The organism is Rossellomorea vietnamensis, from assembly GCF_008180415.1.
Taxonomy (GTDB): domain Bacteria; phylum Bacillota; class Bacilli; order Bacillales; family Bacillaceae_B; genus Rossellomorea; species Rossellomorea vietnamensis_C.
Genome location: NZ_VTEI01000018.1, coordinates 1 through 26016, shown reverse-complemented (window position 1 = coordinate 26016; position 26016 = coordinate 1). Strand labels below are relative to the sequence as shown.

At 42.7% G+C, this 26016-nt stretch carries 26 protein-coding genes and 2 rRNA genes; 2 read left to right on the top strand and 26 right to left on the bottom strand.

What is annotated here, in order from left to right; all coding sequences use genetic code 11:
* Window positions 1-120: 120 nt before the first annotated feature.
* From spoVG to yabG, 8 genes are all read right to left on the bottom strand, one after another.
* Entirely contained in the window at window positions 121-417 is a 297-nt protein-coding gene (gene spoVG / locus FZC78_RS21065) for a septation regulator SpoVG (RefSeq protein WP_113928178.1), read from the bottom strand.
* Between the two features lie 1164 nt (window positions 418-1581).
* On the bottom strand, window positions 1582-1956 hold the full coding sequence (locus FZC78_RS21060) for a RidA family protein (RefSeq protein WP_148942052.1): 375 nt from the start codon (window positions 1954-1956) through the stop codon (window positions 1582-1584).
* Window position 1957: 1 nt separating this feature from the next.
* Window positions 1958-2806 carry a pur operon repressor gene (purR, locus tag FZC78_RS21055; protein WP_148942051.1) on the bottom strand — a complete coding sequence of 283 codons (849 nt, stop codon included), beginning with the start codon at window positions 2804-2806 and terminating at the stop codon, window positions 1958-1960.
* Between the two features lie 62 nt (window positions 2807-2868).
* The gene (gene ispE, locus FZC78_RS21050; RefSeq protein ID WP_148942050.1) at window positions 2869-3738 is read right to left on the bottom strand and encodes a 4-(cytidine 5'-diphospho)-2-C-methyl-D-erythritol kinase; all 870 of its coding nucleotides are present in this window, start codon (window positions 3736-3738) and stop codon (window positions 2869-2871) included.
* 359 nt (window positions 3739-4097) lie between these two features.
* Entirely contained in the window at window positions 4098-4277 is a 180-nt protein-coding gene (locus tag FZC78_RS21045) for a small, acid-soluble spore protein, alpha/beta type (RefSeq protein WP_148942049.1), read from the bottom strand.
* Between the two features lie 295 nt (window positions 4278-4572).
* Window positions 4573-4839 (bottom strand): biofilm formation stimulator Veg, encoded by a 267-nt coding sequence (gene veg / locus FZC78_RS21040; RefSeq protein ID WP_006837798.1) that lies wholly within the window; start codon window positions 4837-4839, stop codon window positions 4573-4575.
* A 760-nt stretch (window positions 4840-5599) separates the two neighbouring features.
* Window positions 5600-5863 carry a hypothetical protein gene (locus FZC78_RS21035; RefSeq protein ID WP_148942048.1) on the bottom strand — a complete coding sequence of 88 codons (264 nt, stop codon included), beginning with the start codon at window positions 5861-5863 and terminating at the stop codon, window positions 5600-5602.
* 12 nt (window positions 5864-5875) lie between these two features.
* Window positions 5876-6769, bottom strand: coding sequence for a sporulation peptidase YabG (gene yabG / locus FZC78_RS21030; RefSeq protein ID WP_148942047.1), 894 nt, complete (start codon window positions 6767-6769; stop codon window positions 5876-5878).
* A gap of 149 nt (window positions 6770-6918) precedes the next feature.
* Between yabG and FZC78_RS21025 the strand changes: the two genes are divergently transcribed.
* Window positions 6919-7320 carry a VOC family protein gene (locus FZC78_RS21025; RefSeq protein ID WP_148942046.1) on the top strand — a complete coding sequence of 134 codons (402 nt, stop codon included), beginning with the start codon at window positions 6919-6921 and terminating at the stop codon, window positions 7318-7320.
* Between the two features lie 160 nt (window positions 7321-7480).
* On the opposite strand, the gene rsmA is transcribed toward FZC78_RS21025, so the two are convergent.
* The 5 genes from rsmA to metG form a co-directional block, all read right to left on the bottom strand.
* Window positions 7481-8359 carry a 16S rRNA (adenine(1518)-N(6)/adenine(1519)-N(6))-dimethyltransferase RsmA gene (rsmA, locus tag FZC78_RS21020; protein ID WP_148942045.1) on the bottom strand — a complete coding sequence of 293 codons (879 nt, stop codon included), beginning with the start codon at window positions 8357-8359 and terminating at the stop codon, window positions 7481-7483.
* Complete coding sequence (rnmV, locus tag FZC78_RS21015) at window positions 8352-8912, bottom strand: ribonuclease M5 (RefSeq protein WP_148942044.1); 561 nt, start codon at window positions 8910-8912, stop codon at window positions 8352-8354. Before rnmV ends, rsmA begins: the two co-directional genes overlap by 8 nt.
* A gap of 229 nt (window positions 8913-9141) precedes the next feature.
* Window positions 9142-10377, bottom strand: coding sequence for a G5 and 3D domain-containing protein (locus tag FZC78_RS21010; protein WP_148942043.1), 1236 nt, complete (start codon window positions 10375-10377; stop codon window positions 9142-9144).
* Window positions 10378-10619: 242 nt separating this feature from the next.
* On the bottom strand, window positions 10620-11387 hold the full coding sequence (locus FZC78_RS21005) for a TatD family hydrolase (protein WP_148942042.1): 768 nt from the start codon (window positions 11385-11387) through the stop codon (window positions 10620-10622).
* Between the two features lie 310 nt (window positions 11388-11697).
* Window positions 11698-13665: a methionine--tRNA ligase gene (gene metG / locus FZC78_RS21000; RefSeq protein ID WP_148942041.1), complete on the bottom strand. Its 1968-nt coding sequence runs from the start codon at window positions 13663-13665 to the stop codon at window positions 11698-11700.
* Between the two features lie 487 nt (window positions 13666-14152).
* Here metG and FZC78_RS20995 point away from each other — a divergent pair, with 487 nt between their 5' ends.
* Window positions 14153-14440 carry an AbrB/MazE/SpoVT family DNA-binding domain-containing protein gene (locus FZC78_RS20995; protein ID WP_148942040.1) on the top strand — a complete coding sequence of 96 codons (288 nt, stop codon included), beginning with the start codon at window positions 14153-14155 and terminating at the stop codon, window positions 14438-14440.
* A 273-nt stretch (window positions 14441-14713) separates the two neighbouring features.
* Here FZC78_RS20995 and FZC78_RS20990 read toward each other — a convergent pair whose 3' ends face one another.
* The 13 genes from FZC78_RS20990 to FZC78_RS20930 all read right to left on the bottom strand — a co-directional run.
* A complete protein-coding gene (locus FZC78_RS20990; protein ID WP_148942039.1) occupies window positions 14714-15559 on the bottom strand; it encodes an STAS domain-containing protein in 846 nt (281 codons plus the stop codon).
* 108 nt (window positions 15560-15667) lie between these two features.
* The gene (rsmI, locus tag FZC78_RS20985) at window positions 15668-16543 is read right to left on the bottom strand and encodes a 16S rRNA (cytidine(1402)-2'-O)-methyltransferase (protein ID WP_148942084.1); all 876 of its coding nucleotides are present in this window, start codon (window positions 16541-16543) and stop codon (window positions 15668-15670) included.
* Window positions 16544-16580: 37 nt separating this feature from the next.
* Window positions 16581-17327: a tRNA1(Val) (adenine(37)-N6)-methyltransferase gene (locus tag FZC78_RS20980; protein WP_148942038.1), complete on the bottom strand. Its 747-nt coding sequence runs from the start codon at window positions 17325-17327 to the stop codon at window positions 16581-16583.
* Window positions 17328-17749: 422 nt separating this feature from the next.
* On the bottom strand, window positions 17750-18121 hold the full coding sequence (yabA, locus tag FZC78_RS20975; RefSeq protein ID WP_148942037.1) for a DNA replication initiation control protein YabA: 372 nt from the start codon (window positions 18119-18121) through the stop codon (window positions 17750-17752).
* Window positions 18122-18134: 13 nt separating this feature from the next.
* Window positions 18135-18962, bottom strand: coding sequence for a PSP1 domain-containing protein (locus FZC78_RS20970; protein WP_148942036.1), 828 nt, complete (start codon window positions 18960-18962; stop codon window positions 18135-18137).
* Between the two features lie 6 nt (window positions 18963-18968).
* Window positions 18969-19952 carry a DNA polymerase III subunit delta' gene (gene holB, locus FZC78_RS20965; protein WP_148942083.1) on the bottom strand — a complete coding sequence of 328 codons (984 nt, stop codon included), beginning with the start codon at window positions 19950-19952 and terminating at the stop codon, window positions 18969-18971.
* 19 nt (window positions 19953-19971) lie between these two features.
* Window positions 19972-20412 carry a YaaR family protein gene (locus FZC78_RS20960; RefSeq protein ID WP_148942035.1) on the bottom strand — a complete coding sequence of 147 codons (441 nt, stop codon included), beginning with the start codon at window positions 20410-20412 and terminating at the stop codon, window positions 19972-19974.
* A gap of 15 nt (window positions 20413-20427) precedes the next feature.
* Window positions 20428-20757 carry a cyclic-di-AMP receptor gene (locus FZC78_RS20955; protein ID WP_148942034.1) on the bottom strand — a complete coding sequence of 110 codons (330 nt, stop codon included), beginning with the start codon at window positions 20755-20757 and terminating at the stop codon, window positions 20428-20430.
* 163 nt (window positions 20758-20920) lie between these two features.
* On the bottom strand, window positions 20921-21568 hold the full coding sequence (gene tmk / locus FZC78_RS20950) for a dTMP kinase (RefSeq protein WP_148942082.1): 648 nt from the start codon (window positions 21566-21568) through the stop codon (window positions 20921-20923).
* Between the two features lie 179 nt (window positions 21569-21747).
* Window positions 21748-23145, bottom strand: coding sequence for an aminotransferase class I/II-fold pyridoxal phosphate-dependent enzyme (locus tag FZC78_RS20945; RefSeq protein ID WP_148942033.1), 1398 nt, complete (start codon window positions 23143-23145; stop codon window positions 21748-21750).
* A 255-nt stretch (window positions 23146-23400) separates the two neighbouring features.
* Window positions 23401-23616: a sigma factor G inhibitor Gin gene (locus FZC78_RS20940; protein ID WP_148942032.1), complete on the bottom strand. Its 216-nt coding sequence runs from the start codon at window positions 23614-23616 to the stop codon at window positions 23401-23403.
* A 1851-nt stretch (window positions 23617-25467) separates the two neighbouring features.
* Window positions 25468-25584 (bottom strand): 5S ribosomal RNA (rrf, locus tag FZC78_RS20935).
* Between the two features lie 214 nt (window positions 25585-25798).
* Window positions 25799-26016, bottom strand: a 23S ribosomal RNA gene (locus FZC78_RS20930); the annotation flags it as partial.

Genomic DNA, 26016 nt, shown 5'->3' with positions numbered 1-26016 from the left:
TGGACGATGAGGAATTATTCCAAAATGGAGCACGGATGCTATCTTTATCCGGGAAAGGACTTTAAAGAGAGAAAAAAAAAAGAGCCAACTATAGAAGTAGGCTCCTGCTGTAATATTCTATTAAGAAGCACTTCCTGCTTCTTCCAGTTCCACTTCTTCCAATTCACCTAAACGATGATATTCGGTAAGAACGGCTTCCTGTATCTTTCCGCGGGTACCTGAATTGATAGGATGAGCGATATCACGGAATTCTCCATCCGGAGTCCTTTTGCTCGGCATTGCAACAAACAATCCATTATTACCGTCGATCACACGAATATCGTGTACGACAAACTCATTGTCCAGTGTTATGGAAGCAATGGCTCTCATTCGACCATCGGTATTCACACGGCGCAATCTCACATCTGTTACTTCCACTGTGTTCACCACCTTTTTCCCTAGATGAAATCTACTTAAAATATTCAACGAAATTTTCTCAATTCCTTCTTAATTTGTAAAATTTTTTGAAAAATTTCCGTTTTTTTAGAATTTTTCATTAAAAAGTTGTTTCAACCCTTGATATACAGGGAATATTACCTAAATAAAAAATTTGACTTTTAAAATAAAAAAAAGCTCTTTTCGTAAACGAGGGCACTGAAAATCTACCGAATTTTATAGTCTGCTTGCTTTAACCTAAGATAAAGTCAACTATCCCTCCTTAAAGAGGAAGAAAGGTTGACTTTTTTCTTGCTCTCTATCCTGTATCAGCGTTAGAATCCTTTGGTATTCTTTATTTGCCTGCCACCGCTGAAAAGAAAGAAGGGTGTTAACTAAAGACAGTGACCAGTGGTCCTTAACTATGTAGTTCAGTGTTTTGGATAGTAAATAGAGGAAAGAGATTCCCTTATTTCTTACAAAACTCTAAGAATAGCTAAAATAGCGGAATAAATTTCCCTTAATTAGCTTAATACGCTAGAAAAATTGTGCTTTTTATCATATAAGGGAAAAAAATTCCTCTATTTTCTCTATAATAAGCTTGAAATTGCAGATAAGGGAAAAAAGTTCCCTTATTTACGACTGAGTACCCAATTAAGGAAATGACTGGACAATTTCTCTCTATAGCCCATTACATTAATCATCCAACCAAGCGGATCGGGCCTCCTCTACAAAAAACCAGCACTCTTTCATAAAGCTTTTATGAAAAAGGCAGAATCGCTCTTGGAAGTGAGCGATTCTGCCTTTAAACTAATTGTTGGACTTTTTCAGTTGCCTCTTCGTAAACCTTGTTGCTTTTTTCAATGAAAGATAACGCCAATATTCACAGTGAATATTCTGGTAGGCAAGAAGCAAAGAGCTATTTTCCATTTACTGTACCTTCCTCCCATTTACTTAGGAGGATTGGAGCGGAAGACGTACGACCTCCTGCGGGACTAGCGGGACAGGTGAGACCCCGCAGGCGCAGCCGAGGAGGCTCACCGCCCGCCCCGCGGAGTCGTACGACTGGAGTGGAAATCCAATTCTTTTATAACAGCCACAATCTTTGCGAAAACAAAAAAACAGGCGATGCCATTACGCACCACCTGTTTTTTAGGAAGAATTGATTTATTTAACAAGAGCAATTACTTCAATTTCAACCAGAGCATCCTTCGGAAGGCGTGCTACTTCCACACAAGACCTTGCCGGTTTATGGGTATCGAAGTACTGTCCGTATACTTCATTGATCGCTCCGAAGTCGTTCATGTCTTTTATAAATACTGTCGCCTTCACTACAGTATCCAAAGAGGCTCCTGCCTCTTCCAGTACAGCTGTCAGGTTCTTAAACACTTGATGAGTCTGGTCCTCTACAGAACCTTCAACCATTGAACCCTCCGCTGACAAAGGGATCTGCCCTGAACTGTAGAACAAGTTATTGACAATGATTCCTTGAGAATAAGGTCCTATAGCAGCAGGGGCCTTTGAAGTAGAGATGCTTCTCATATTAGTTTCCTCCCATTTCAAGAAATGAAATATTTGAGTTAAAGTAATTTCCTTCAAAAACATTGATCTGCTTTTCTTTAACATCTACGTCAGACAATTTCACCAGTGAAATATACTCATCTACTAGACGCTCGTCCGCATTTTCCGCTTCTACCAAAACAGCGATGCCGGATAATTCAGCTGAGAATTCTTCGAGGAGATTTTTCATGCCGTTCACTGTGCCTCCAGCCTTCATAAAGTCATCCACAATCAGGACTTTCGAGCCTTCCTTTAAACTTCTTTTGGAAAGGACCATTGTCTGGATTCTCTTATTGGACCCTGAGACATAGTTAATGCTTACTGTCGAGCCTTCCGTCACTTTGCTGTCTCTTCTTACAATCACGACAGGGACATTCATATGGCTGGCTATCGCATTGGCAATCGGTATGCCTTTTGTAGCTACGGTCATAATGACATCAATATCGCTGCCGCTAAATGCAGAAGCAAAGAGTTTTCCGACTTTGTCCATCGCCCTGGGGTTTCCCAGCAGGTCAGTCATATATAAATAACCGCCCGGCAGAAGCCGCTCGGGATTAGCTAAGTGTTCACACAATTCACCGATTACTTGTTTAGCATCAGGCGAACTTACTTTTGGTATATACTTTACGCCGCCTGCAGCACCGGGAACAGTCTGGACCTTACCGATCCCGCGTGTCTCGAATGTTTCCTTGATGATTCCGAGATCTTCACTGATGGATGATTTGGCAGAACTGTAACGCTCAGAAAAAAACGTGAGCGGCACTAATTGATGCGGGCGTTCAAGCATATAGTGCGTCATGTCAATTAAACGTTCACTTCTTTTAAATTTCAACGCAACATCAACCTCCTTTAAATCCGAATATTATAGACTAAATATATCATTAATATACGGATTTAAGCAAGAGGGTTTCGGTCACCTTGCATTCTGATGGCAAATACCTGGTCACAGAAGCCGCGAAGCCCGTTATATATTCTAGGAAGCTTTGATTCGTATTGAACAAGTCCGAATACGGTCGGTCCGCTTCCGCTCATCAAGACTGCATCCGCTCCGAACCTTTCCATTTGTTCTTTGATCTGCTGGACTTCAGGGTGCATTTTCAAAGTTACTGATTCCAGTACATTTCCTAAGTTTTTACACATGGAACCATAGTCTCCACCCTCAAGGGCCGATAACATGGCCTTAGTATCAGGGTGACGGACTCCTCCCAGGTTAAGATTCTTATACACATCACCTGTGGAGACACCTATTGAAGGCTTCGCTAAAATCACCCAGCAGTTTGGCGGTGCTTTTATATGCTCGATCTGTTCTCCTCTTCCTTTTGCCAGCGCTGTTCCGCCATATACGCAGAAAGAAACATCTGAACCGATTTCCGAGCCAAGCTCAGCAAGCTCATCCAATGTCAGTCCAAGCTTCCACAGTTCATTCAGTCCCCTCAGGGTAGCCGCTGCATCACTGCTCCCGCCTGCAAGTCCCGCTGCTACAGGAATCACCTTATCAATGGAGATAGAAACCCCTTTTTTAATTCCCAATCTTTTCTTTAATAAATGAGCAGCTTGATAAGCCAGGTTTCGCTGGTCATCGGGTACAAACCGGTTATGGGACAAAATACTGATTCTATCATCCATTAACTCATTCAATTCAATTCGGTCAGCCAAATCAATCGTGGTCATCACCATCTCAACCTCATGGAAGCCATCCGGACGTTTATGCAGGACATCCAGAGTCAGATTGATTTTGGCCGGGGCCTTTACTAACGTTCTCAAAAAATTCACCTACTTTTATACAAACCAATTCAATGAACATTCACTTTCATTGTTAAATTCAATGATTAATGACCGAATGTCCGATTCGTTCGTTCATTTTATGCTTTCTATGGAAATATCTATGGAAACTATTTTAGCATATTCCTTCTTTGGCATGCTGCAAAACCCCTACTTTTTTGTATAGTTACTTTCATGCTAGCCTTTTATAGGAAAGAAAATTCAATTAGATGGATTATTTTTTAGGAAAAACCAGCGATTATGTAAGGATTTCACGCGAAAAAAGGACCGGCCAGAAGACTCTCCTTCTGTTAGAACCGATCCTTCTCAAGGCAGCAAGTCAGCAGTAAGTCTCTGAGGAATCAGGAATTCTTATTCATCATCCCTCTTTGGGCAATTTCAACTGCTCTTTTCACCATATTGCCGGCATCTTTCGATTTAATGCCTCCCCAGCCTTCCTGCTGGACGGTATCATAAAAGCCCAGTTCCTTTGCAATCTCTTCCTTCAACTGTTCGGACATCATGCCTCGTCTTCTGCTCATTTATGATTCCTCCTTATTTAAGGGCTGTATCTTTAGCATGAACAGAAACCTTTGAATTGTTACGAGGAGATTGAATCCTGTTATTCCAATTAAAGCAGAATGAGGACACCAAGAATCAAGCATCCACTATTTATTAGGTCTGGCCGATTTGGATACTTTGTGAAAACATTCTTTGAAGGTGAGTTTTTCGGGGAATTATTCCACCTCTTCAAATATTGCTTTGTAGCAGCGGAAAGAGCCAGGATACTTTTCCTTTTTGTTTTCAACACAAATAAAAAAGCAGCAAACAAAGTGTTTACTGCTCGAGGATCATTGCTCCTGCTGCTTCATCATAGAAAGTTAACTCAACTGTATCTGTGAGTACATCTGCATAGCTGTAAGAAACTCTTTCAAACGCATTTTCATCTTGATCTAATTGAACGACGAAGACTGAAGGGTAAGTTTCCGCTAGGACTCCTGACCGTTCGATTGTTTTACGACGTCCGCCATTGGCTTTAAGCATCAAGCGTTTTCCTAAATTAGAATCAAGGGATTTTTTTATGTCGGCTAATGTTTTTGGCATTACGCTTCCACCTCACTATAATTAGTATAACACTTTATGTAGCGAAAGTCAAATAAATTTATAATTTTATCAATAACTTTTAATCCCTGTCAATGCTTTTCAATCAACAAAATGCATTTTTTTTCAACAAGTTTAGCATTCCCTGGAATATTTCATAATATGTAAGGGATTTTCCAGCTCCCTTTTCTCCAGGATACGCAAAGATCTTGTCGAAAATTTTTTAAAGGTTTTTTTTGCAGCACCCTTAAACCTTTTGCAATTCACATGGCTGTTTACCCTATTTCCAATAATCCAACACATGAAGACCTGCCCGCATAGTAAGTTCCTCGCGATCGGGTTTTCCCTTCCAGCACCTTGCTTACAAGGAGGGCAGGAATGATGGCTGTATTTCTAGGCACTTTTCGTAAACTTTGTTGCTATTTAATATGAATTTCGTAAGGTGACGCCACCATACATTGGAACTATCCTGTTAAGCAAGAAAGAAAAGAACTACTCCCTCCGTGTTAAAGAGAAAAACCTTAGTATCCCGGTAATCCCGTGTATTGGGGATTTTTCAAAACTTTTTTCTCTTGAGAACATTTGCCTGTCGAGGCTGACCAAGGCGCTTCCACTTTTGATGCGTCTAGTTCCTGCGCCTAGCCCCTCGGGGTCACATAACCCCAAGAGAATAAAAGGAAAACCGCCTTTTTTTCTCTTGTGAACATTTGCCTGTCGGGGCTGACCAAGGCGCTTCCACTTTTGATGCGTCTAATTCCAGCGCCTAGCCCCTCGGGGTCACATAACCCCAAGAGAATAAAAGGAAAACCGCCTTTTTTTCTCTTGTGAACTTTTGCCTGTCAGGGCTGACCAAGGCGCTTCCACTTTTGATGCGTCTAGTTCCAGCGCCTAGCCCCTCGGGGTCACATAACCCCAAGAGAATAAAAGGAAAACCGCCTTTTTTTCTCTTGTGAACATTTGCCTGTCGGGGCTGACCAAGGCGCTTCCACTTTTGAATAAGAAGAAGCCGTAAAAGAATATTCTTCATACGGCTGTCTCTTTACTCATCATCCACTGGCTTATAGGGCATTCCTGTTCTCAGCACGCCCCTTGTTTCTATTCCGCCAAGCCCCTTATCACCTGTAAGGGTGTTTCTTAAAATGTCCCACACATTGACGGGTTCTGTAAAAGCAGTAAAACTGATTTTGGCCACTATATACACCGGATCTAAGGCATGTATATTGACTCGCAGCGGAGAGCTCGCAAAGTTTGCTCCCGCATGGATCAAAGACTCAAAATGTGACTGGCAGGCACCTGCGAAGATGACCAGCTGATCAAGATGCGGTACCCGTCTCCTTGCTTCCTTCACTGTATCAACGAAGTAACGGGAGTGGCGGTAAGCGTTTATATCCGATTTTTTCCCCTTGGCTTTCGTATAGGCGTCATGACCGGTGATTACTAGGATATCCGGCCGGTATCGATCAATAAGAGTCCCGATTCTTTCAGGCATTTCTTTTTCATTACAATGTACGCCTGTGACGGGAACCCCTATTTTTTCATAAAGATCCAGGCACTTTTGGAGATAAGATTGATCTCCATCAAGGTGCAGCACTCTTCCGGGAATCTGAAAATAATTGTACTCTTCTCGGTAAGCATTCGTCGAATAGTACTCCTGCTTCTGTTGCTGCAGGTCGATATCCTGCTGGAACAACTCCAGCGATTGTTCTTCCATAGATCGGAACTCCATGGTCCTCCGCTTATATTCGCGGGGATCAATAAGTTCCAGGTCTTCAAGCGGCGCATCTGCAACGAGTCTATAATCTTCCCCATATAATATCGCCGTTTTACGGCCGCCTGAATCCATGATGTCAATGATGCGAAATAGTATATCGCATTGATGAGACTTCCGGCCGACGATGGCATTGACCTCTAATTTCACTGGCGTCAACTCCATTGGATAGTACATCCTTAAATAAATCTTCCTTTAGTAACCTATGCACCTGCCCGAAAATCGGTGTCTTTGAAAAAATCATTGAGACAGCGGAAGGAAATTTGCATGCTTCATCGAATTTTTTAAATATTAACTAATAAGGGGGCATTAGGATGTCTGGATTTATTTCACATATAGCCACACTCGAAATTCCTGTGAGCAGCCTTGAAACGGCCATTCCATTCTATGTAGAGGTTGCAGGGGCAGAAGTTGAATTCAAAGGCGAAAGAAATGCGATGCTGACGTTCGGCACAAAAGGGGTGCCAACCATATTTCTGGTTGAAACCGAGCAGACGAACCGCTTGTTTTTCAGGAATTCTCATAACGAGATAGAACACAGTATCATTGATTTCTATACTGCTGACTTAAAAGGATTTCATAGTTGGCTGAAGAGTAAGGACATTGAAACAGGTCCATTGAATATCAATCCAGAACACGGGTATGGAGGGTTTGGATTTAAAGATCCTGATGGAAATCACTTGAGTGCTACCAACGTATTGCATAAGGGACAGTAAAAAAGTGCAAGCGGCCTGTTCGTCCCGGCGGAGTCTGCGGCTGGAGTGGAAATCCATCACGATTAAGCAGCATAAAAGAATAATCCCTCTCTTACACAACGTATTCATAAGTTGGTAATAAAAGAACAAAGGACCGGCAGATAACCGGTCCTTTGCTTTTTTATTGAAAATGAGGAAGAAGCTCATTACTAAGATGTGCAAACTCTTGGATGCTGAGGGTCTCTCCCCTTCTCCCCGGGTCTACTCCCGCTCTCTCCAGGCTTGCAGTGATCTCATCCTTTTTCTGTTTTCCATCCGGAAGCTGGCTGGTAAGATTATTGAGAATCGTCTTGCGCCTTTGAGCAAAAGAAGATCTCGTCACTTTGAAGAAAAACTCCTCGTCATCCACTCGGGCGGCAGGCTCGGCCCTTTTGGTCAGCCTGATCACAGCAGAGTCTACATTAGGCTGCGGCATGAAGACGGTTTTAGGAACAATCATGACGGTCTCTGCTTGCGTATAGTACTGTATCGCGATGGACAGCGAGCCATACTCCTTCGTCCCTGGTTTCGCCGCTATCCTGTCTCCCACTTCCTTCTGAAGCATGACACAAATTCCCTTGATTGGAAGACCTTCTGTCAGAAGCTTTAAAATGATCGGGGTCGTCACATAATATGGCAGGTTAGCAACCACCATGATCTCTTCATAGCCGCCCAATTCCTTCTCAATCATAGACTGTACATCAGATTTTAAAACATCTTCGTTCACGATGGTCACATTGTTATACGGAGACAGTGTGTCTGCCAGAATCGGCAGAAGCCTTTGATCAATTTCAAACGCCAGTACTTTTCCGGACGTTCTGGCCAAGTGTTCCGTCAGCGCCCCAATCCCAGGTCCAATTTCAATCACAGCCGTTTTTTTCGTCAGACCTGCATAATCAGTAATATTTCTTAATATATTGGGGTCAATTAAAAAGTTCTGACCGAGGCTCTTTTTAAAAGAGAATCCGTACTTTTTCATGATCTCCTTCGTCCTTATAGGGGTAGCAATATCTTTATGCATGTGTTTCCTCCTGTAATATGGTTTGAATCGCTTCTGCAAATTCCTCTTGCTTTATCTGGAACATTTTCAATCTTTTATGAAGCTGTTTACCATTCGTGTATCCAATCCGCAGCAATTCCCCAAGCCGCTCTCTTCTGTCTTTGGACCTGTTTCCGCCTATTAGGCCGGCATCTATCAGATCATCTACACTGATCTCTTCTTCAATTGATTCATTCATTAAGTGGGCTTCTTTGAGAGCCTCTTGGATAACTTCAGGGGAGGCATGCTCCACTCCTATGCCTCTGCCTCTTTTAGGCAGGGCATCACTCTTGGTTATGAAAGCATGCTTGCATCCGGGCACATGGTCATTCACTATTTTCCTTATACGTTCACCAGGATAATCAGGATCAGTAAAAATAATGATTCCTCTCTTTTCCTGGGCATGTTTGATCTTTAATAGGGTTTCATCCGAAACAGCAGAGCCATTCGTCTCAATGGTGTCCGCAATGACAGCACGGCGTATGGCAGTTGTATCGTCCCTGCCTTCCACCACAATTATTTCTTTTATTTTCATATTTCCTCCAAAATAATTGAAACATTTTTGTAATCTTATTCGTCTAATTAGTAACAACATCTTTCATGTAATGTTTATTATATCGTTTTCAGGCTGAAAGAGAAAAGAATGTTGGTGTTTTCGTTTATGACGGTGATCTCTTAATTAAAAGTATTCCACAAAGGTTAAGGTTATAGGTTTTTTTAAAATAAAAAAAGCAGGAGAAATCCCCTGCCCAGAAAAAATATTATTAGTTCAAGATCTTGATTTTCACTTGTTTTCTTCCCCAGCGGTAAGCCTCGGACTTGGAGGGAAAGAACACATCAATTTTGTTTCCTTTGATCGCTCCGCCAGTATCAGCAGCTACTGCATATCCATAGCCGTCAACATACACTTTTGTTCCCAATGGAATGATTGAAGGATCGACTGCAATTACTTTCACTCCGGGATTTGCTCTAAGATTAATTCCCGTCGCAGTAACACCCGAACACCCATTACAGCTGCCTGTGTAGGCCGTAGAGCTCACATAGAACTCTTTGCCTCCGCTGCTTGGGGCTGAGGCTGAAGTTGTCTGAGCACTGGAAGAAGAACTGCCGCGGGATACCTGTGCAACCAATACCTTAGTTCCGACGCTGACAATTTTATCCTGACTTTCCTTGACAGTCTGTTCACTGACAAGCTTACGGGATACCTCTTTTCCATTTTCTTTCACAACTTCATACTTCTTTTCAATTAAACCCTGCTGTCCCGCTTGAACAACTTCTTCTTTGCCTTTTGTAAGGTCAGAATCCTGACGGGTAACAACAGCAAACTCTTTTGGTTCTTCCACTACATCGGTGACTTTTTCAACTCGAACGACATTTATGACATCATTTGCTTTAACAGCGGTGTCTAAATTGGGTTCCACCCGGTCTTCATCCGTTAGTGTGATTCCTTGTTGCTTTAAAAAGTCAGCGACCGTAGTCGAAGTTGACCATGCAGCCTTTTCACTTCCCCCATCTACAAGCTTTACGGGGAATGCAGGTGCAATCTCAACTTTTGTTTCTTCTGTTACCTCTTCATCAAGGCTGACATTGATCTTATCATGTTCGCCAATCTCGATCTTCTCATCAGACAACAGTTCCTTGATCGTTCCCGCTGTCGTCCAGACCTTCTTGGTTTCACTTCCAACCTTGATTTCTACCTGTTTTGCCGGTTCCCAAACCACTTTCATGTTATTTGTAACCTCGGTTGCTCCCGTTGGATACAAATAGTCTTCTGATTGCAAAGGAATCTTTAAATCTTGCAAAATATCTTGTATGGTATTTGCGTGTGTCCTGACTTCTTGTTCTTTGCCATTCAAAGTCAGTGCGACTGACTTCTTTGTCCCCTCGAATAGAAGATAACCGAAAACTGCCGTAAAGGCTATTATACTCACGGTCAGAATGGCCCATTTCCTTTTTTTCATTGACTTGGAAAACAGGTTTTTCATGTTTTCATCACTCATGAAAAACGCCTCCTTTTCTCGGAGTGATTATATTAGACTAGCAGCATCCTTGTCAAGCCTAACCCCCTTAGTTTATGAGTCTAGCAATTTTGGGAACGTATCGCCATTATGCTGAAACTTATAGAAAAAAGGAAGGATAACTTCTCGACACGGTTATCCTATGAGAGAGATGAGAAATGTAGAACTTTAGTTTTTTCATCGTAAGTAGGACAAGCTTTCCTAAACCTCGACAAAATCAGTTATCAATTTATGCCGAATAGTTTTTTTGCATTTCGGGTTGTTGTTTCGGCAACCTCTTCAAAAGAGACACCTTTCAGTTCGGCGATTTGCTCGGCAACCAGTTTGACATAAGAGGGTTCATTCCGTTTGCCCCTGTATGGATGGGGAGCAAGATACGGACAGTCCGTCTCAATCAACAGCTTTTCAAGCGGAACCTCTTCCGCTACTTCCTTTGGCTTCTTTGCATTTTTAAATGTTACAGGTCCGCCCAGGGAAATAAGAAAATTCATTTCGAGGCATTCATGAGCCGTTTCAGGGCTTCCACTGAAGCAATGCATGATGCCGCCGACCTCTTTGGCATCTTCTTCCTTCAATATGTCCACAATATCCTGGGTTGCTTCTCGATTATGTATGATGATCGGCAGCCTTACTTTCTTAGCAAGCCTGATCTGTTTGCGGAATACTTCCTGCTGTATTTCTTTCGGCGATTTATCCCAATGATAATCCAGCCCTGTTTCACCAATTGCCACCACTTTCTGATGCGATGACAATTCTTCAATCCACTGTAAATCTTCATCGGTCATATCGATTGCATCAACAGGGTGCCAACCTATGGCAGCGTAAAGAAAGTCATAGTGTTCAACAAGCTCCATCGCTTTATTAATCGTCGGCTTGTCAAAACCGACAACCACCATAGTTTCTACTCCCTCATTTTGAGCCCTCTCAATGACTTGCTCTAAATCTTCGCTGAATTGATCAGCATTCAAATGGACATGAGTATCAAACAACATATTAAGACTCCTTTTAATAGTATTATTTTATAATATTCTTCTATGACAAGCTTCTCACTTATGTAACTTTTTCTTAACAATTGAAATACCTTCCAATATTTTCGCTGAAAATAGGTAAATACTCACATAAATTTATTGTTACCCTCTCCACTCGACATTAAACATTAATTGGAAAGGTTGCATTCCTGTGGTTTCACAACGCTGATTTCCTTCTTTTTACAGGAGATTAGTTACCTGCAATTATAATATCTTTCTGTTGCTTATGAATAATAAAGAGAGTGTTCCACGTGAAACACTCTCTCTTAATAGGTTACTTCACTTTTGCTCCATTTGCCAACGATTGGTCAACACTCGCCAAAGCAAGCACACCGTCTTTTTCTCCTGCAAGGATCATTCCTTGTGATAATTCACCACGCAGTTTGACTGGCTTAAGGTTCGTCACACAAATGACCTTCTTTCCGACCAGATCTTCAGGAGAGTAGAACTTCGCAATTCCTGAAACCACCTGGCGTTTTTCATATCCCAAATCAAGCTGGATTTTCAAGAGTTTATCAGCCTTCTTCACTGGCTCAGCATGTGTTACGGTTGCTACCCTTAAGTCAACCTTCAAGAAATCATCAATTGTGATTTCTTCTGATTCCGGAGCCTCTTCTTCTTTTGCTTTTTCTTCTTCTTGGGGCTGAGGAGCTGTGCCTCTCATTTTTTCTTGAATAAATTCAACCTCTTCAGCGATATCCAGACGAGGGAAGATTGGCTCTCCCTTTTTCACTACGCTGGTGCCGGCAGGAATCATACCGAACTCTTCAAGGCTTTCCCATGTTGTCAGCTCTTCTTGCACTGTGTTCAATTGTTCAAAGATTTTCTTAGGAGTTCTTGTCAGGAACGGCTGCAGCATAACTGCTGATCGGCGAAGAGTTTCTGCCAGATGAACCATTACGTTGCCTAGTTCCTCTTTCTTCTCTTCTTCCTTTGCAAGCACCCAAGGCTGAGTTTCGTCAATATACTTATTCGTACGGCTGATCAGCTGCCAGAGGCTTGATAAGGCTACTGAGAATTCCATATTTTCCATTGCTTCTTCGTACTGCCTCACCGTCTCGTTATTCACTTCCAGCAGCTCTTTATCGAATGGTCCTTGAGATCCTTTGTATTCCGGGATTTCTCCATCAAAATACTTGTTGATCATGGCTACTGTACGATTCAACAGGTTTCCAAGATCATTAGCCAAGTCGAAGTTAATTCTTTCGACAAATCCCTCAGGTGTAAAGACACCGTCAGAACCAAATGGAACTTCGCGCAGCAGGTAATAACGCAGGGAATCCAGTCCGTAACGATCTATCAGCGTGACGGGATCTACGACATTGCCCTTCGATTTCGACATTTTGCCGTCTTTCATTAACAGCCAGCCGTGAGCGAAGACTTTTTTAGGAAGAGGAAGGTCCAAAGCCATCAGCATGATCGGCCAGTAAATAGTATGAAAGCGAACGATTTCCTTGCCGACTAAATGCACATCTGCCGGCCAGTATTTAAGATACTTTGTATCTTCTTCCGTTCCATATCCCAGAGCGGTAATATAGTTGGAAAGCGCATCAATCCATACATATATAACATGTTTGGGATCTCCAGGGACTTTGACTCCCCAATCAAAAGTGGTTCTTGAAACTGCCAGATCTTCTAACCCTGGCTTAATGAAGTTATTGATCATTTCATTTTTACGGGATTCAGGCTGGATAAACTCCGGATTTTCGTTGTAGTACTGGATAAGGCGGTCAGCATATTTACTCATTTTGAAGAAGTAAGATTCTTCTTTTACTTTTTCGACAGGACGGCCGCAGTCAGGACAATTTCCATTTTCCAGCTGGCGTTCAGTAAAGAATGACTCGCAAGGTGTACAATACCATCCTTCATATTGATCAAGGTAAATATCACCCTGTTCAAGCAGCCGGCTGAAAATCTTTTCGACAATGTCTTTATGGCGCTTTTCAGTCGTGCGGATAAAATCATCATAAGATATATCCAGCTTACTCCATAGGTCTTGGATTCCGGAAACGATGCCATCCACATATTGCTGAGGTGTGATGCCATTTTCTTCTGCTTTTCTTTGTATCTTTTGGCCATGTTCATCTGTTCCCGTCAGATACATGACATCAAAACCCCGCATTCTTTTGTAACGCGCCATAGCATCCCCCGCTACAGTTGTATAGGCATGTCCGATATGTAAGTTCCCGCTGGGATAATAAATTGGCGTCGTCAGATAGAAGGTTTTAAGCTTTTCCTTCATATTATATTCCTCCCTTATATCTATCATTTTCATGTGTGTTTAATTTGGGTTATATCCTTATCTAAGCATTATAAAAAAACTGTTAATAATACGGCTGTAATAACTACATCATAACCTCTTGCATCCTCAAAATATACCTAAAATAACCCGATTCTGCAACTAACTGAAGACAGATGGCACCTAATTCGACAAGGAAATTAGCTTTTTGTCGAATGTTGTCGATTTCAGACTATGTGTTATCTGATAATTCGACAGAAGTTTACATAAGTTAGTTTTCTGATAATAATAATAAATTGGAAAATCTTCTGCCACTAATGCTTTTTAAACCTTATTACAGCAACATTAGTTCGAAAATTGAAATATAAAAATTTACATTTTTTATTATTGACGGATTTTGGAATCGCTGTTATTATAGATTCATAATCAAAAATATGTCGAATAATGACGAATTCAAATAGAACCATATTTTCGAAAGGGGATATTATTTATGAAATCAACTGGTATAGTACGTAAAGTCGATGAACTGGGACGTGTGGTAATTCCAATAGAATTACGCCGTACATTGGGTATTGCTGAAAAGGACTCTTTAGAAATATACGTGGATGATGAGAGAATCATCTTAAAGAAATATAAGCCAAGCATGACTTGTCATGTAACAGGTGAAGTATCTGATGATAACATCAAACTGGCAGATGGAAAATTGATCCTGAGCCGTGAAGGTGCAGAGAAAATCATCAAAGAAATCCAAAGCTCTTTCCAGCTTGAAGAGAAATAAAGAACAAAAGCGCAATCACCCTTTGTGGATAATTTAGCTTTACATTTTCCACAAAGGGTGATTGTATCATCTTCTAAAAAAAGCACCCTGCAGAACGGCTTCCAACAGAGAGGCCTTCTCAGGGTTTTTTTCGTCTTATTACAGAATGATTAAACCACTTGCACTACAAAGGCATACAGATTCCTCATAGAAAGCCTACTTGCCCATTCACCCATTAAACGCTTTGATCACTGCCCGCTTACCTAATATGTTGGTGGGGAAAATGTCAATTGGCTAGTTAAGCCCTGTCTTTTGCAATGCCTGCTTTAAAGTATTAAAGGTATTGATTTCCTTAAAATCAATTCCAAGCTGAACAGAAGTCATGGCTACTTCCGGCCTTATGCCCGACAGAGATGTCTTGATGCCCAGCAGGGAAAGAGCCTGGATGATGGAGTAAATCTGCTGCGCCACCATGGTATCCACAATAGGGACTCCTGATAAGTCGATGCATAGCTGATCCACTCTCTTTTCCATACATTTCATGGGAACAATCTCCATGATCCGTCTTGCTCTTTCGGTATCAATATCACCGATTAAAGGAAGGACCGCTACCGTGTCCCCAACAGGTATAATCGGGGCGCCGAGTTCCGCAATTAAGTCATGCTGAGCTTTCATTCTCTCTCTTGTAATATTGTAGTACATTTCTGAGAATTCCTGGATCAGCTGGTCAAATGCTGTGTGGATGGATTGATTCCAATTTAATATCTCTTTCTTGGTAATAAACTCTTCTTGTTCCATTACATAGGTATCCAAAAAATTCATTATGATACTCCTGAAACCATGGACAGCCTCCAGGACTTCATAAATCGGCGTTCCCAGATCAGCCCGGCTTTTTGCCACCATTGCCGCCCACTGTTCAAGATTCTGCCGGTATTCTTCCTTATCATCCAAAAGTGCACTGGCAATTGTTTTTGTCGTCATAGCATTCTGCTCTCTAAGAAGCTTTTCATACTTTTCATCTGCATCGGCAGAATAGATGGAATCAGATTTCTTCGTTCTCATTTTTAGCCACTGATCAGCCAAGGTCTTCTGGTTTTCGATTATTGCTCTATACAGTTCTTCCGTAATATGTTTTGTCATGCGGTAACTCCCTTTTGGAAAATCTATTCCATTAAGTTTAACAAACTGGGCCACAATTGAACACTGAAGGCCGCCTATCAAGAGATCATTTTATAGCATAAATAGTAATCACTCTACATGAAATGCCTGGTAGACATCACGTTTAGGAAGCTCCCTGTCTTTTGAAACCATTTTAATTGCCTCTTTAGAGGAGACTTCTTTTTCTTCTATATAATGCTGGACATGCTCTGATAATGTAAGACTGCTCCACCACTGTCCTTCCTCAACAGGTTCATGAGTGTCGGTACCGCCTTCAACAACAAGGCAAAATTCCCCCCGAACCTCTCCTTCACTGCTCCATTCCAGCACTTCCTCAAGAGAACCGCGTATGAATTCTTCAAATTTCTTCGTCAGCTCTCTTGATATAACAATCTGACGGTTACCCAGGATTTCTTTCATTTCCTTGAGGGTCTCTTTCAACCTATGGGGGGATTCATAAAAGATTAATGTGCTGTTCTGCCTTGAAAGGATTTCAAGTTCCTTTCGCTTCTCTTTCTTGCTTCGTGATAAGAAGCCATAAAAATAAAATGGCTGAGGGTCAATTCCAGATGCGATTAAGGCGGTTAAAGCTGCATTTGCTCCCGGCAGAGGTATGACAGCGATACCTCTATCGACCGCTTCTCTGACAATTTCATAACCCGGATCAGATATGCAGGGCATCCCCGCATCACTGACCAGAGCTACCGTTTCACCTTTCTCAATTCTCTCGAGGAGTTTTTCCCCGCTGCTCTCTTTATTATGCTCATGGTAGCTGACAACAAAGGTATCTATTTTAAAGTAATTACATAATTTCTTCGTATTCCTGGTATCCTCTGCAGCAATAACATCACTTTCCTTTAGTATCCTGACGGCTCTGAAAGACATATCTTCAAGATTGCCAATCGGAGTCGGTACCAGATAGAGGCTGCCTATCTCTGTTTCCTGAAAGCTTTTCTGTGTCTTCATTCTCTTCACCTGCTCTTCTGTTAGTGAAACTAACCGGTTAACTGTCTTGTCCATACAGCATTCGATGGACTTCACTTCCATAACTGCCGTCTTCATTATAAACCACCAGCGGCTGCAGCACCCGCAAATCAGGGCTGCCATCTTTAATTCCTTCAACCAATATTGTGTTTGCTTCTTTCTCTTTATTAGGGTAAACAAACCGTATCCGTTTTGGCTCAATACGGTACTTTCTCATCAATGTAAGAAGATCCACCCCTCTGCCTGGGCGGTGTACAAAAGCAGCCTTTCCTCCCTGTTTGAGAAGCGTGCTGACTGACTTCACCACATCCTCCAATGTACAGAGCAATTCATGCCGGGCAATCGCGTAGTGTTCGTTGCTGTTGATTTTTACTTTTTCACCTTCAGAGAAATATGGAGGATTACAAGTCACGGCATCAAACTTATCGTTCCCGAAATGGGCTGGTATTTCCTTGATATCACCATGTATCATAGTGATTTGATCTTCTAATTGGTTATATTCTATGCTGCGGACAGCCATATTAACTAATCTTGCCTGGATTTCCACCCCGCTGATCGGGACACTTGTCCTGTTGCTGAGCATCAGGGGAATCACTCCATTCCCTGAGCAAAGGTCGATGATTTTCCCTTTTCGTTTGGGAACATAAGCAAAATTGGCGAGCAGGACCGCATCCAGCGAAAAAGAAAATACCGACGGACTTTGAATGATCCTTAAATTTTCTGCCAGTAAATAATCCAGTCTTTCATCTTCTTTCAGTTTAACCATTTCTACTCCTCCGTCAGATTCTCTGTTACTGTAGTTCTAGTGTTGGGTTTATTGTTTTCTTACTCTAGATCTTAACTATAATCATTTATTGATTCTCAGCATCGCTGCACATCGCCTTCAGAATCAACCGTTAAAAGCATCCCCTATAGTCTCTTAGTAGACGTACACAGCACATTCTTATGTAAGGCTCTTTTCGTAAACTTTACTGCTATTAGAAATTAATTGCGAAAAAAATGACCATAAAACACTCCGAAAATCTGTTAATAGTGAAAAGAAAAGAGCTGCTCTCCCTGATTTGAAAAAATGTCCATTATCCGGGGGAAAATCGGGTTCTTGGGATTTTTCCGAAAGCAACAATTTATGCGAAAACAGCCTTATGTAAAAACGAAGCCTTCCTGATGTCAGGAAGGCTTATATTGAAGCTATTTTTTATTTAGGAAAGATAAGCAGAACAAACAGTCTTCATCTTTACGGGGACTGCCAAAGTGGATATTGCAGATATGAAAGCCTTCTTGATACAGGCGGGCAAGGTTATCATATCCTTCACCAACATCCAGTGATTTATCTTCGGCAAGAGACTGCCTGGACCCTTTCTTCCCTTTACGTGCAGCGCCTTTTGATGAGTTCCCTGTTTGCTCCAGTCTTCTGCGCAAATGTTCATTTTCCAGCTGCAGGGAATTATTCTCTTCTAAAATTTCCGCTAAGACCTGTTTCAATTCACCCAGCTGCTGGTAAAGCTGTCCTATTTGTTGCTCCATATTACTGACTGAATCAAAGAACTCCTTTTTATCCACTAACTCCACCCCGTTACTCTGTGGCTTGAATTGAGACGGCACTTTCGTTTGAGATTTCATCTAAAGTAAATTCAAGAACACGTTCGACTTCTTTAATATCCACCTTGATGACACGTTCCAAAATATTAAGACCGACCACTTTACCTTCACCATGCGGCGTACTGATTCTTTCACCTATATCCGGAAGTTCTTCCTTGGCCGCTTCATACTCATCATTTTCGTATTTCAGGCAGCACATGAGCCGGCCGCACAATCCGGAAATCTTCGTTGGATTAAGGGAAAGGTTTTGATCTTTTGCCATTTTGATTGATACTGGTTCGAAATCTCCTAGATATGTCGAACAGCACAGCATCCTGCCGCAAGGGCCGATCCCTCCGAGCATCTTCGCCTCGTCCCTTACACCGATCTGGCGAAGCTCGATACGCGTCCGGAAGATGGATGCCAAGTCCTTAACTAATTCACGGAAGTCCACTCTGCCGTCAGCCGTGAAATAAAAGATTACTTTATTTCTATCAAATGTATATTCGACATCAACCAGCTTCATATCCAGCTGATGTTCTGTAATTTTGCTGCAGCAGACATTATATGCTTCTTCTGCGGCATCTTTATTTTCCTGCACGGCCATTTGATCCTTGGGATCGGCCAATCTTATCACTTTCTTCAAAGGAAGGACCACGTCGTTTTCGCCAACCTGCTTTCGGTCCACAACCACTTTTCCGTATTCCACTCCTCTGACTGTTTCTACGATTACATAGTCGTTTTTCTCGATTCCCAGTTCAGCCGGGTCGAAATAATATATTTTTCCCGCTTTTTTAAAGCGTACTCCTACAACATCGTACAAAGGAAATCACCCCTGTAATTTTAGCACAAGCTGCTCCAATAACAGCTGAGTATTCATATTTGCGTTCAGTTTTCGTTTGGCTTCAAGCACGGCCGTCATCTTCTCAGACAGACTGTTAGTGGAAACCTGAAGCGCATCTGACTCCCATTCCTGTTTCTTATCCGGGTACACCAGTTTATCTCCTTGATCTATCTGTATATACAGCAGATCTTTATATATAAGAAGTAAAAGATCCAAAGCTCGATCTAGTTGATGCTTCTCTTTGAAATGCTCGTTAAAATCCTCCTGCAAACTGATCATTGCCTGAAATGGACTTTTGCGGAGGACTTCATACAATTTTAACACTATTATTCTCGCTTGTGCAAACCACTCTTCGCTGCTTAATTCAAAAGCCTCTTGGTAATTATTGGTTAAACCAGCAGTCAGTGCAGCCATATTGAGGTTTACACCTTCAGAAATCAGCCGTTTCTTTATCATTTCCTTTGGCAGCGGCTGAAATGAAACCACTTGGCAACGCGAAATAATGGTCGGGAGGATTCGATGCACCTGCTCAGTGATCAGAATAGCCGTCGTTTCTGAAGAAGGTTCTTCAAGAAATTTCAGCAGGCTGTTTGCGGCGTTTGGTGTCATCTTATCAGCGTGGGAGATAATGTAAATTTTCTTGCTTGACTCTACTCCCGTTTTACTGAACTCACTCTGAAGTGCTCTGATTTGTTCTTTTTTTATAGAGAGTCCATCCGGTTCAATCGCATGGACGTCAGGATGGTTATGATGGTTGATTCTTTTACAGTTATTGCATTGGCCGCACGCTATACCATCCACTGGTCGTTCGCATAACAGCGATTTGGCAAAGAGGACCGCTAATTCCTGCTTCCTTGTTCCTCTTTCTCCCTCAAAGAGATACGCATGCGCCACTCTCTCTCTCTTGATGCTGTTGGCCAGCATCTGCAGGACAACAGGCTGTATTTCATTGAGTTCTTCCCAGCTCATGGACAACACGATCACTCACTTACGTATATAAATTAATTAACAAGCCTCTAATTTCTCCGATTTTACCTAAAATATCAAGTGACTGTTTTTCTTCATCCAATATATCTTCTGTCAGCTCCATCAGCCTCTGGTCCACATTCTCCACGATGTTCAGCTTTCTGCCTTCTCCATGCTGATTCCATGTATGGGACTGTTTAAGATTCATGCCGTAGTCGACAGCTTCTTTTACAAACTTTTTCACCAGAGATTTGTATTTCGCGAGATCTTTAAAGGTCCTTGAACGGGACAGCCTCTCTCCTGCACTGGAGATGTCGCCCATCAGCTTCCCCAGCTGTTCCATTTGCAGCTTCTGGTCCTGCTTGCTGACCAGTGCTCCGAACTTAACAGAGCCTCCATTGTTCGGCTTCTGATCGGTACGAACCTTATCGACACCGACACGGAGGTCTTGGTTGATTTTCATCTTATTCCCTCGCTTCTAAAAATGGTGAAACTGTTCAACTGGCAAGACAAAAACAGTTGCGCCGCCAACTTCCACTTCCACCGGATAGGGTACATATGAATCAGCATTGCCGCCCATCGGTGAAACCGGTGCAACCATTTGATCTCTCGACTTGCAGCTGTCCCTGATTACCTGCAGGGCCTTTTCAACTCTGATGTCGTCCACCCCGATTAAGAAAGTGGTATTGCCTGATCGAAGAAAACCGCCTGTACTGGCAAGCTTGGTCGACCTGAAGTTATGGTCCCTCAGTGCATTGGAAAGACGGTTACTGTCTTGGTCCTGTACTACCGCCATTATCATTTTCATCTCTTCCACTTCCTCCCATAAAACTCTTCCGCAAATCTGTATATATACTATTATAGCAAGAATATGCCCTTCATAATAACTGTTCCTGTTCAAACTTTCCAAATAAATTTTGGAAATTACTGCAAACCGTGTTTTGAAAATATGGTAAAAGAAAACCAGTCTGCTATTTGACTGGCCTTCGCTCGCTTATATATTGCTCAACAACTTCCAATGCATGATCATATACCTCATCGAAAGTCATACCGGCATCAATTTTCTTGATTCGCTCTGGAAACTTCTCGAGGAGCATCAGATACCCTTCTCTTACCCTTTCATGAAAGCCGATCGCTTCCATATCCAGGCGGTTCACTTCTCTTCCCTGATGTTTCTCAATCCGCTCTAAACCGATTTGAGGTTCTACATCGAAATAAAGAGTAATATCAGGCATCGTATCTCCTATCGCAAACTTATTGATGCTGTAAACTTCATCCATTCCAATGCCTCTTGCATGGCCCTGATAAGCAAGAGAACTATCCAGGAAACGGTCACATAGAACAATGCTGCCATTTTCTAGAGAGGGAATGACTTTCTCCGCTAAATGCTGCCTTCTTGCTGCAGCATATAACAAAGCTTCCGTTCTTTCATCCATTGCTGTATTCTCAGGATCGAGAATGACCCGGCGAATCTCCTCCGCAATCGAAATCCCGCCTGGCTCTCTGGTCAGGACTACACTCAGTCCCTTTCCTTCAAGCTCATCGGCCATCTTTTTAATGATCGTTGATTTTCCGGCTCCCTCAGGGCCTTCAACTGATATAAATAATCCCTGTCTCATCATTTAACCTCCAAAAGCTGCTTGTTACATTATAACTCATATCAGAGCTATTTGCAGATTCATACGAGGGTCTTTTCGGAAACTTTTAAATCAGAAGTACAATTAGTGAATTCACTGTTCTCCCCGTTTAAATAGAAAGTCTTGGAATTTTACAAAGCATTAACATAAGCGAAAACAATCTAGAAGAAAATGCTTATTTTCCCCTCATCCAGCTTTTGTCCACCTTGAAATTTTGCTCCGAGCTTCATAAGCCTCTTGAGTTCTGAAATACTTTCTTCCAAGATTTCCTCGCCAGGGTAAAATAACGGTATACCTGGCGGATAAGGAATCAGCACTTCTGCTGCAGTCTTTCCGACTGCTTCATCAACCGCGGCCCACCCTTTTTCCTTCTTTTCCATTTCCTTAAATGAATGGCGGAGAGCTGTGATTTTCTGCTGCTTCTCTAAAAGGATGAGTTCCGGGATGCCCTCTGAAGGTTCGATCGCTTTCATACTCAGCAGTGCCTTTTCAAATGGGAATGTCATTCCCTTTTTAATCAAAGGTAGTATGAAAAGGACTTGATACGGATCGGCAAGCTCAGCAAACACACTTCTATTCTCCAATTCCTCCTGAAGCTCATAACCTGAAAATCCCTGAAGCCTTACCAGCAGCTTTAACGGGTCTGCACTTTCTATGATCTCATATCCTGCCCCGCGCAGTCCTTTGATAAAATTGTTTCTTTTATCCCTAAAAAAATCAATGTCCTCTACAGAATACGAAGCAATATATTGGCGTGCATAATCCAGTGAACCCATAATCGGGTATGACGGACTGCTTGACTGCAGCATTCCCAGGTAGTGTTCGATCCTTTTGTGTTCTATCCCATCAGTCCCTATATGTAAAAAAGATCCCATTGTCATGGCAGGCAGAGTTTTATGAGCTGATTGAACAACCACATCCGCTCCCCATCCCAATGAGGACGAAGGAAATGGAGCACCGCAAGAGAAATGGGCCCCATGTGCCTCATCCACCAGCACGTTAATTTCATGTCCATGAGCAAGTTCTATCAAACTCTTTATATCGTACACAGTCCCATAATAGGTAGGATATGTTAAAATTAAAGCCTTCGCATTAGGGTATAGCTTTAAGGCCTGTATGAGTGTTGCCTGGGAAATACCTGACGACACAGCTGTCTGCTCATCAAATTCTGGGTGAAGGAACACCGGCTTCACATTCGCAAGCTGAAGTCCATTAAGGATAGACTTATGGCAATTCCTTTGAACAAATACAACATCACCTTCATTACATACACCCAGAATCATCGCTAAATTGCCGACCGTGCTTCCATTGACAAGAAAATAACTTTTCTCAGATTGATAATGTTCCGTCAGCAGCTCCTGCGCTTCCCTGATGGCGTCCTCAGGAGCATGCAAATCATCCAGACCAGCCAGCTCCGTCACATCATACTCCCACGCTTTACTGACCTGCCCTTCCACCAATGACCCATTTTTATGCCCTGGTACATGAAAAGACACCGAACCCTTTTGTATATGCCTTTGCAGTGCCTCAACCAACGGCATCCTGTTTTGATCTCTCATAAAAAGCAATCCTTCCTGCGATTATTCTCTATATTTTATCATAGAGCTGCTCTTTGCCTGTATTCTTGAGTATTTGATTGGCAAGCGAACCTCTGGGGAATTGCAGAATACCATTGCATTAAAACAAATACGAAGAACTAAGGAACAACGTGCAAGCGCCTTTTTCAGCCCGAGAGGCTAAGTCCGTTACAGTGGGTACCCTCAGGCGCTGTATCTAAACAATAATAAAAACCGGGTATTTTTTCCCGGCTTCGTCTATGAATATATTTGCGGTGTATTAACTTTCTTCAATTGTTCTACAAAATACTTGTACTGAGGATGGTTCGTTTCTGTTCCAATCATATCTTTCTCGCATTCTATGCAAATAAAAGATGTGTACAGATGTATCCCTTTTCTCTTTTCCTGACTGCAGACAATACACGTTTCCCCAATTCTTTTCTCTGTATTCAGCACCAGTCTCTCCACCTCCATACACCTATTCTGCCCCGAAGCCGTTCAAATATACGCATTTTCACAAAATTTAAAAAGACTGAATTATCTCATGTTGCTATACTATGTAAGGGAATTCCTGTCTGTGTATGTCTGATGGGAAATTGTTAAAAAAGGAACAGGCGATGCGGGGTAAAGTATTAGTTTTAAACTTTAGGATATTCCCAACTTCGCTAAGGCTAACGAAGGAGCTAAGGGTGGAGGTTCGCCGTCCATCGCCGTCCGCGCGCAATGTGAGGACATATCTAAGACGAAACGGGCTCACTCATGTATCCAGAGCCTCAGCGTGAGGACATATCTAAGGCCAAAACTTGTCACTCATGTACCCAGAGTCTCAGCGTGAGCACATATCTAAGACGAAACGGGCTTACTCATGTATCTAGAGTCGCAATGTGAGAACATATCTAAACTGAAACAGGGACACTCATGTATCCAGCGCTGCAACTTGATGACATATCTAAGACGAAAACTAGTCACTCATGTATCCAGAGCCTCAGCGTGAGGACATATCTATGACAAAAAGGGCTCACTCATGTATCCAGAGCCTCAACTTGAGGACATATCTATGACGAAACGGGCTTACTCATGTATCTAGCGTTTCAACGTGAGGACATATCTAAGGCCAAAACATGTCACTCATGTACCCAGAGTCGCAGCGTGAGGACATATCTATGACAAAAAGGGCTCACTCATGTATCCAGAGCCTCAACTTGAGGACATATCTACATCGAAAACATGTCATCCATGTACCCAGAGCTGCAACTTGAGGACATATCTATGACGAAACAGGGACACTCATGTATCCAGAGCTTCAACGTGAAGACATATCTATGACGAAAACTAGTCACTCATGTACCCAAAGACGCTACGTGAGGACATATCTATGACGAAAACTAGTTACTCATGTACTCGGACACGCAACGTGAGGACATATCTGTGACGAAAAAGGGACACTCATGTATCCAGAGCTTCAACGTGAAGACATATCTATGACGAAAACTAGTCACTCATGTACCCAGAGACGCTACGTGAGGACATATCTATGACGAAAAGGGGGCACTCATGTACCCAGCGGTCCCACGCGAGGACCTATCTACTTCTAAAACTAGTTACTCATGTAAACGGAGAGAATCTACTAGGGAGATTTTTAGAATAAAAAAGAGCACCACATCGGGTACTCTTTGTCCTGCCTGGCGACGTCCTACTCTCACAGGGGGAGTCCCCAACTACCATCAGCGCTGAAGGCTCGGACGGCGATGAGCGGCGAATCTCTTCGTCCGCTTCGCTCGTTCACATCCTCATGGGCGGTTGCCCACTGCGGTGTTCTCTCCCTCTCGTCCTTGACCTTCTTGCTCCTCCCCATCCTCGCTCCTGCGTTTTAAGAGAATCTATTTTGGGGATCTCCCCCTTTTTAAATACAAAAAAAGAGCACCACTTCGGGTACTCTTTGGTTCGCCTGGCGACGTCNCTCCCCATCCTCGCTCCTGCGTTTTAAGAGAATCTATTTTGGGGATCTCCCCCTTTTTAAATACAAAAAAAGAGCACCACTTCGGGTACTCTTTGGTTCGCCTGGCGACGTCCTACTCTCACAGGGGGAGTCCCCAACTACCATCAGCGCTGAAGGCTCGGACGGCGATGAGCGGCGAATCTCTTCGTCCGCTTCGCTCGTTCACATCCTCATGGGCGGTTGCCCACTGCGGTGTTCTCTCCCTCTCGTCCTTGACCTTCTTGCTCCTCCCCATCCTCGCTCCTGCGTTTTAAGAGAATCTATTTTGGGGATCTCCCCCTTTTTAAATACAAAAAAAGAGCACCACTTCGGGTACTCTTTGGTTCGCCTGGCGACGTCCTACTCTCACAGGGGGAGATCCCCCAACTACCATCGGCGCTGAAGAGCTTAACTTCCGTGTTCGGCATGGGAACGGGTGTGACCTCTTCGCCTTAATCACCAGACATATTTTGTTGAAAGAACATTGTTCTTTCAAAACTAGATAAAGTATTAGAAGAAAGAAGAAAGTATTCCGAGTTTCGCTGCATTTTGCAATCCAGCTCCGGCGGCTAGAGGCTCGGGGTCATATGTCATCAATCAGCCGAGGGCAAATACCACCCTCATCTGCTTGCTGTCATATGCCTGTCGCCTCTGTTCAAGCCGCCTGCGCTTTTTACTGTGGTTAAGTCCTCGATCGATTAGTATCTGTCAGCTGCACGTGTCGCCACGCTTCCACCTCAGACCTATCTACCTGATCATCTTTCAGGGATCTTACTCACATAAAGTGATGGGAAATCTCATCTCGAGGGGGGCTTCATGCTTAGATGCTTTCAGCACTTATCCCTTCCGCACATAGCTACCCAGCGATGCCTTTGGCAAGACAACTGGTACACCAG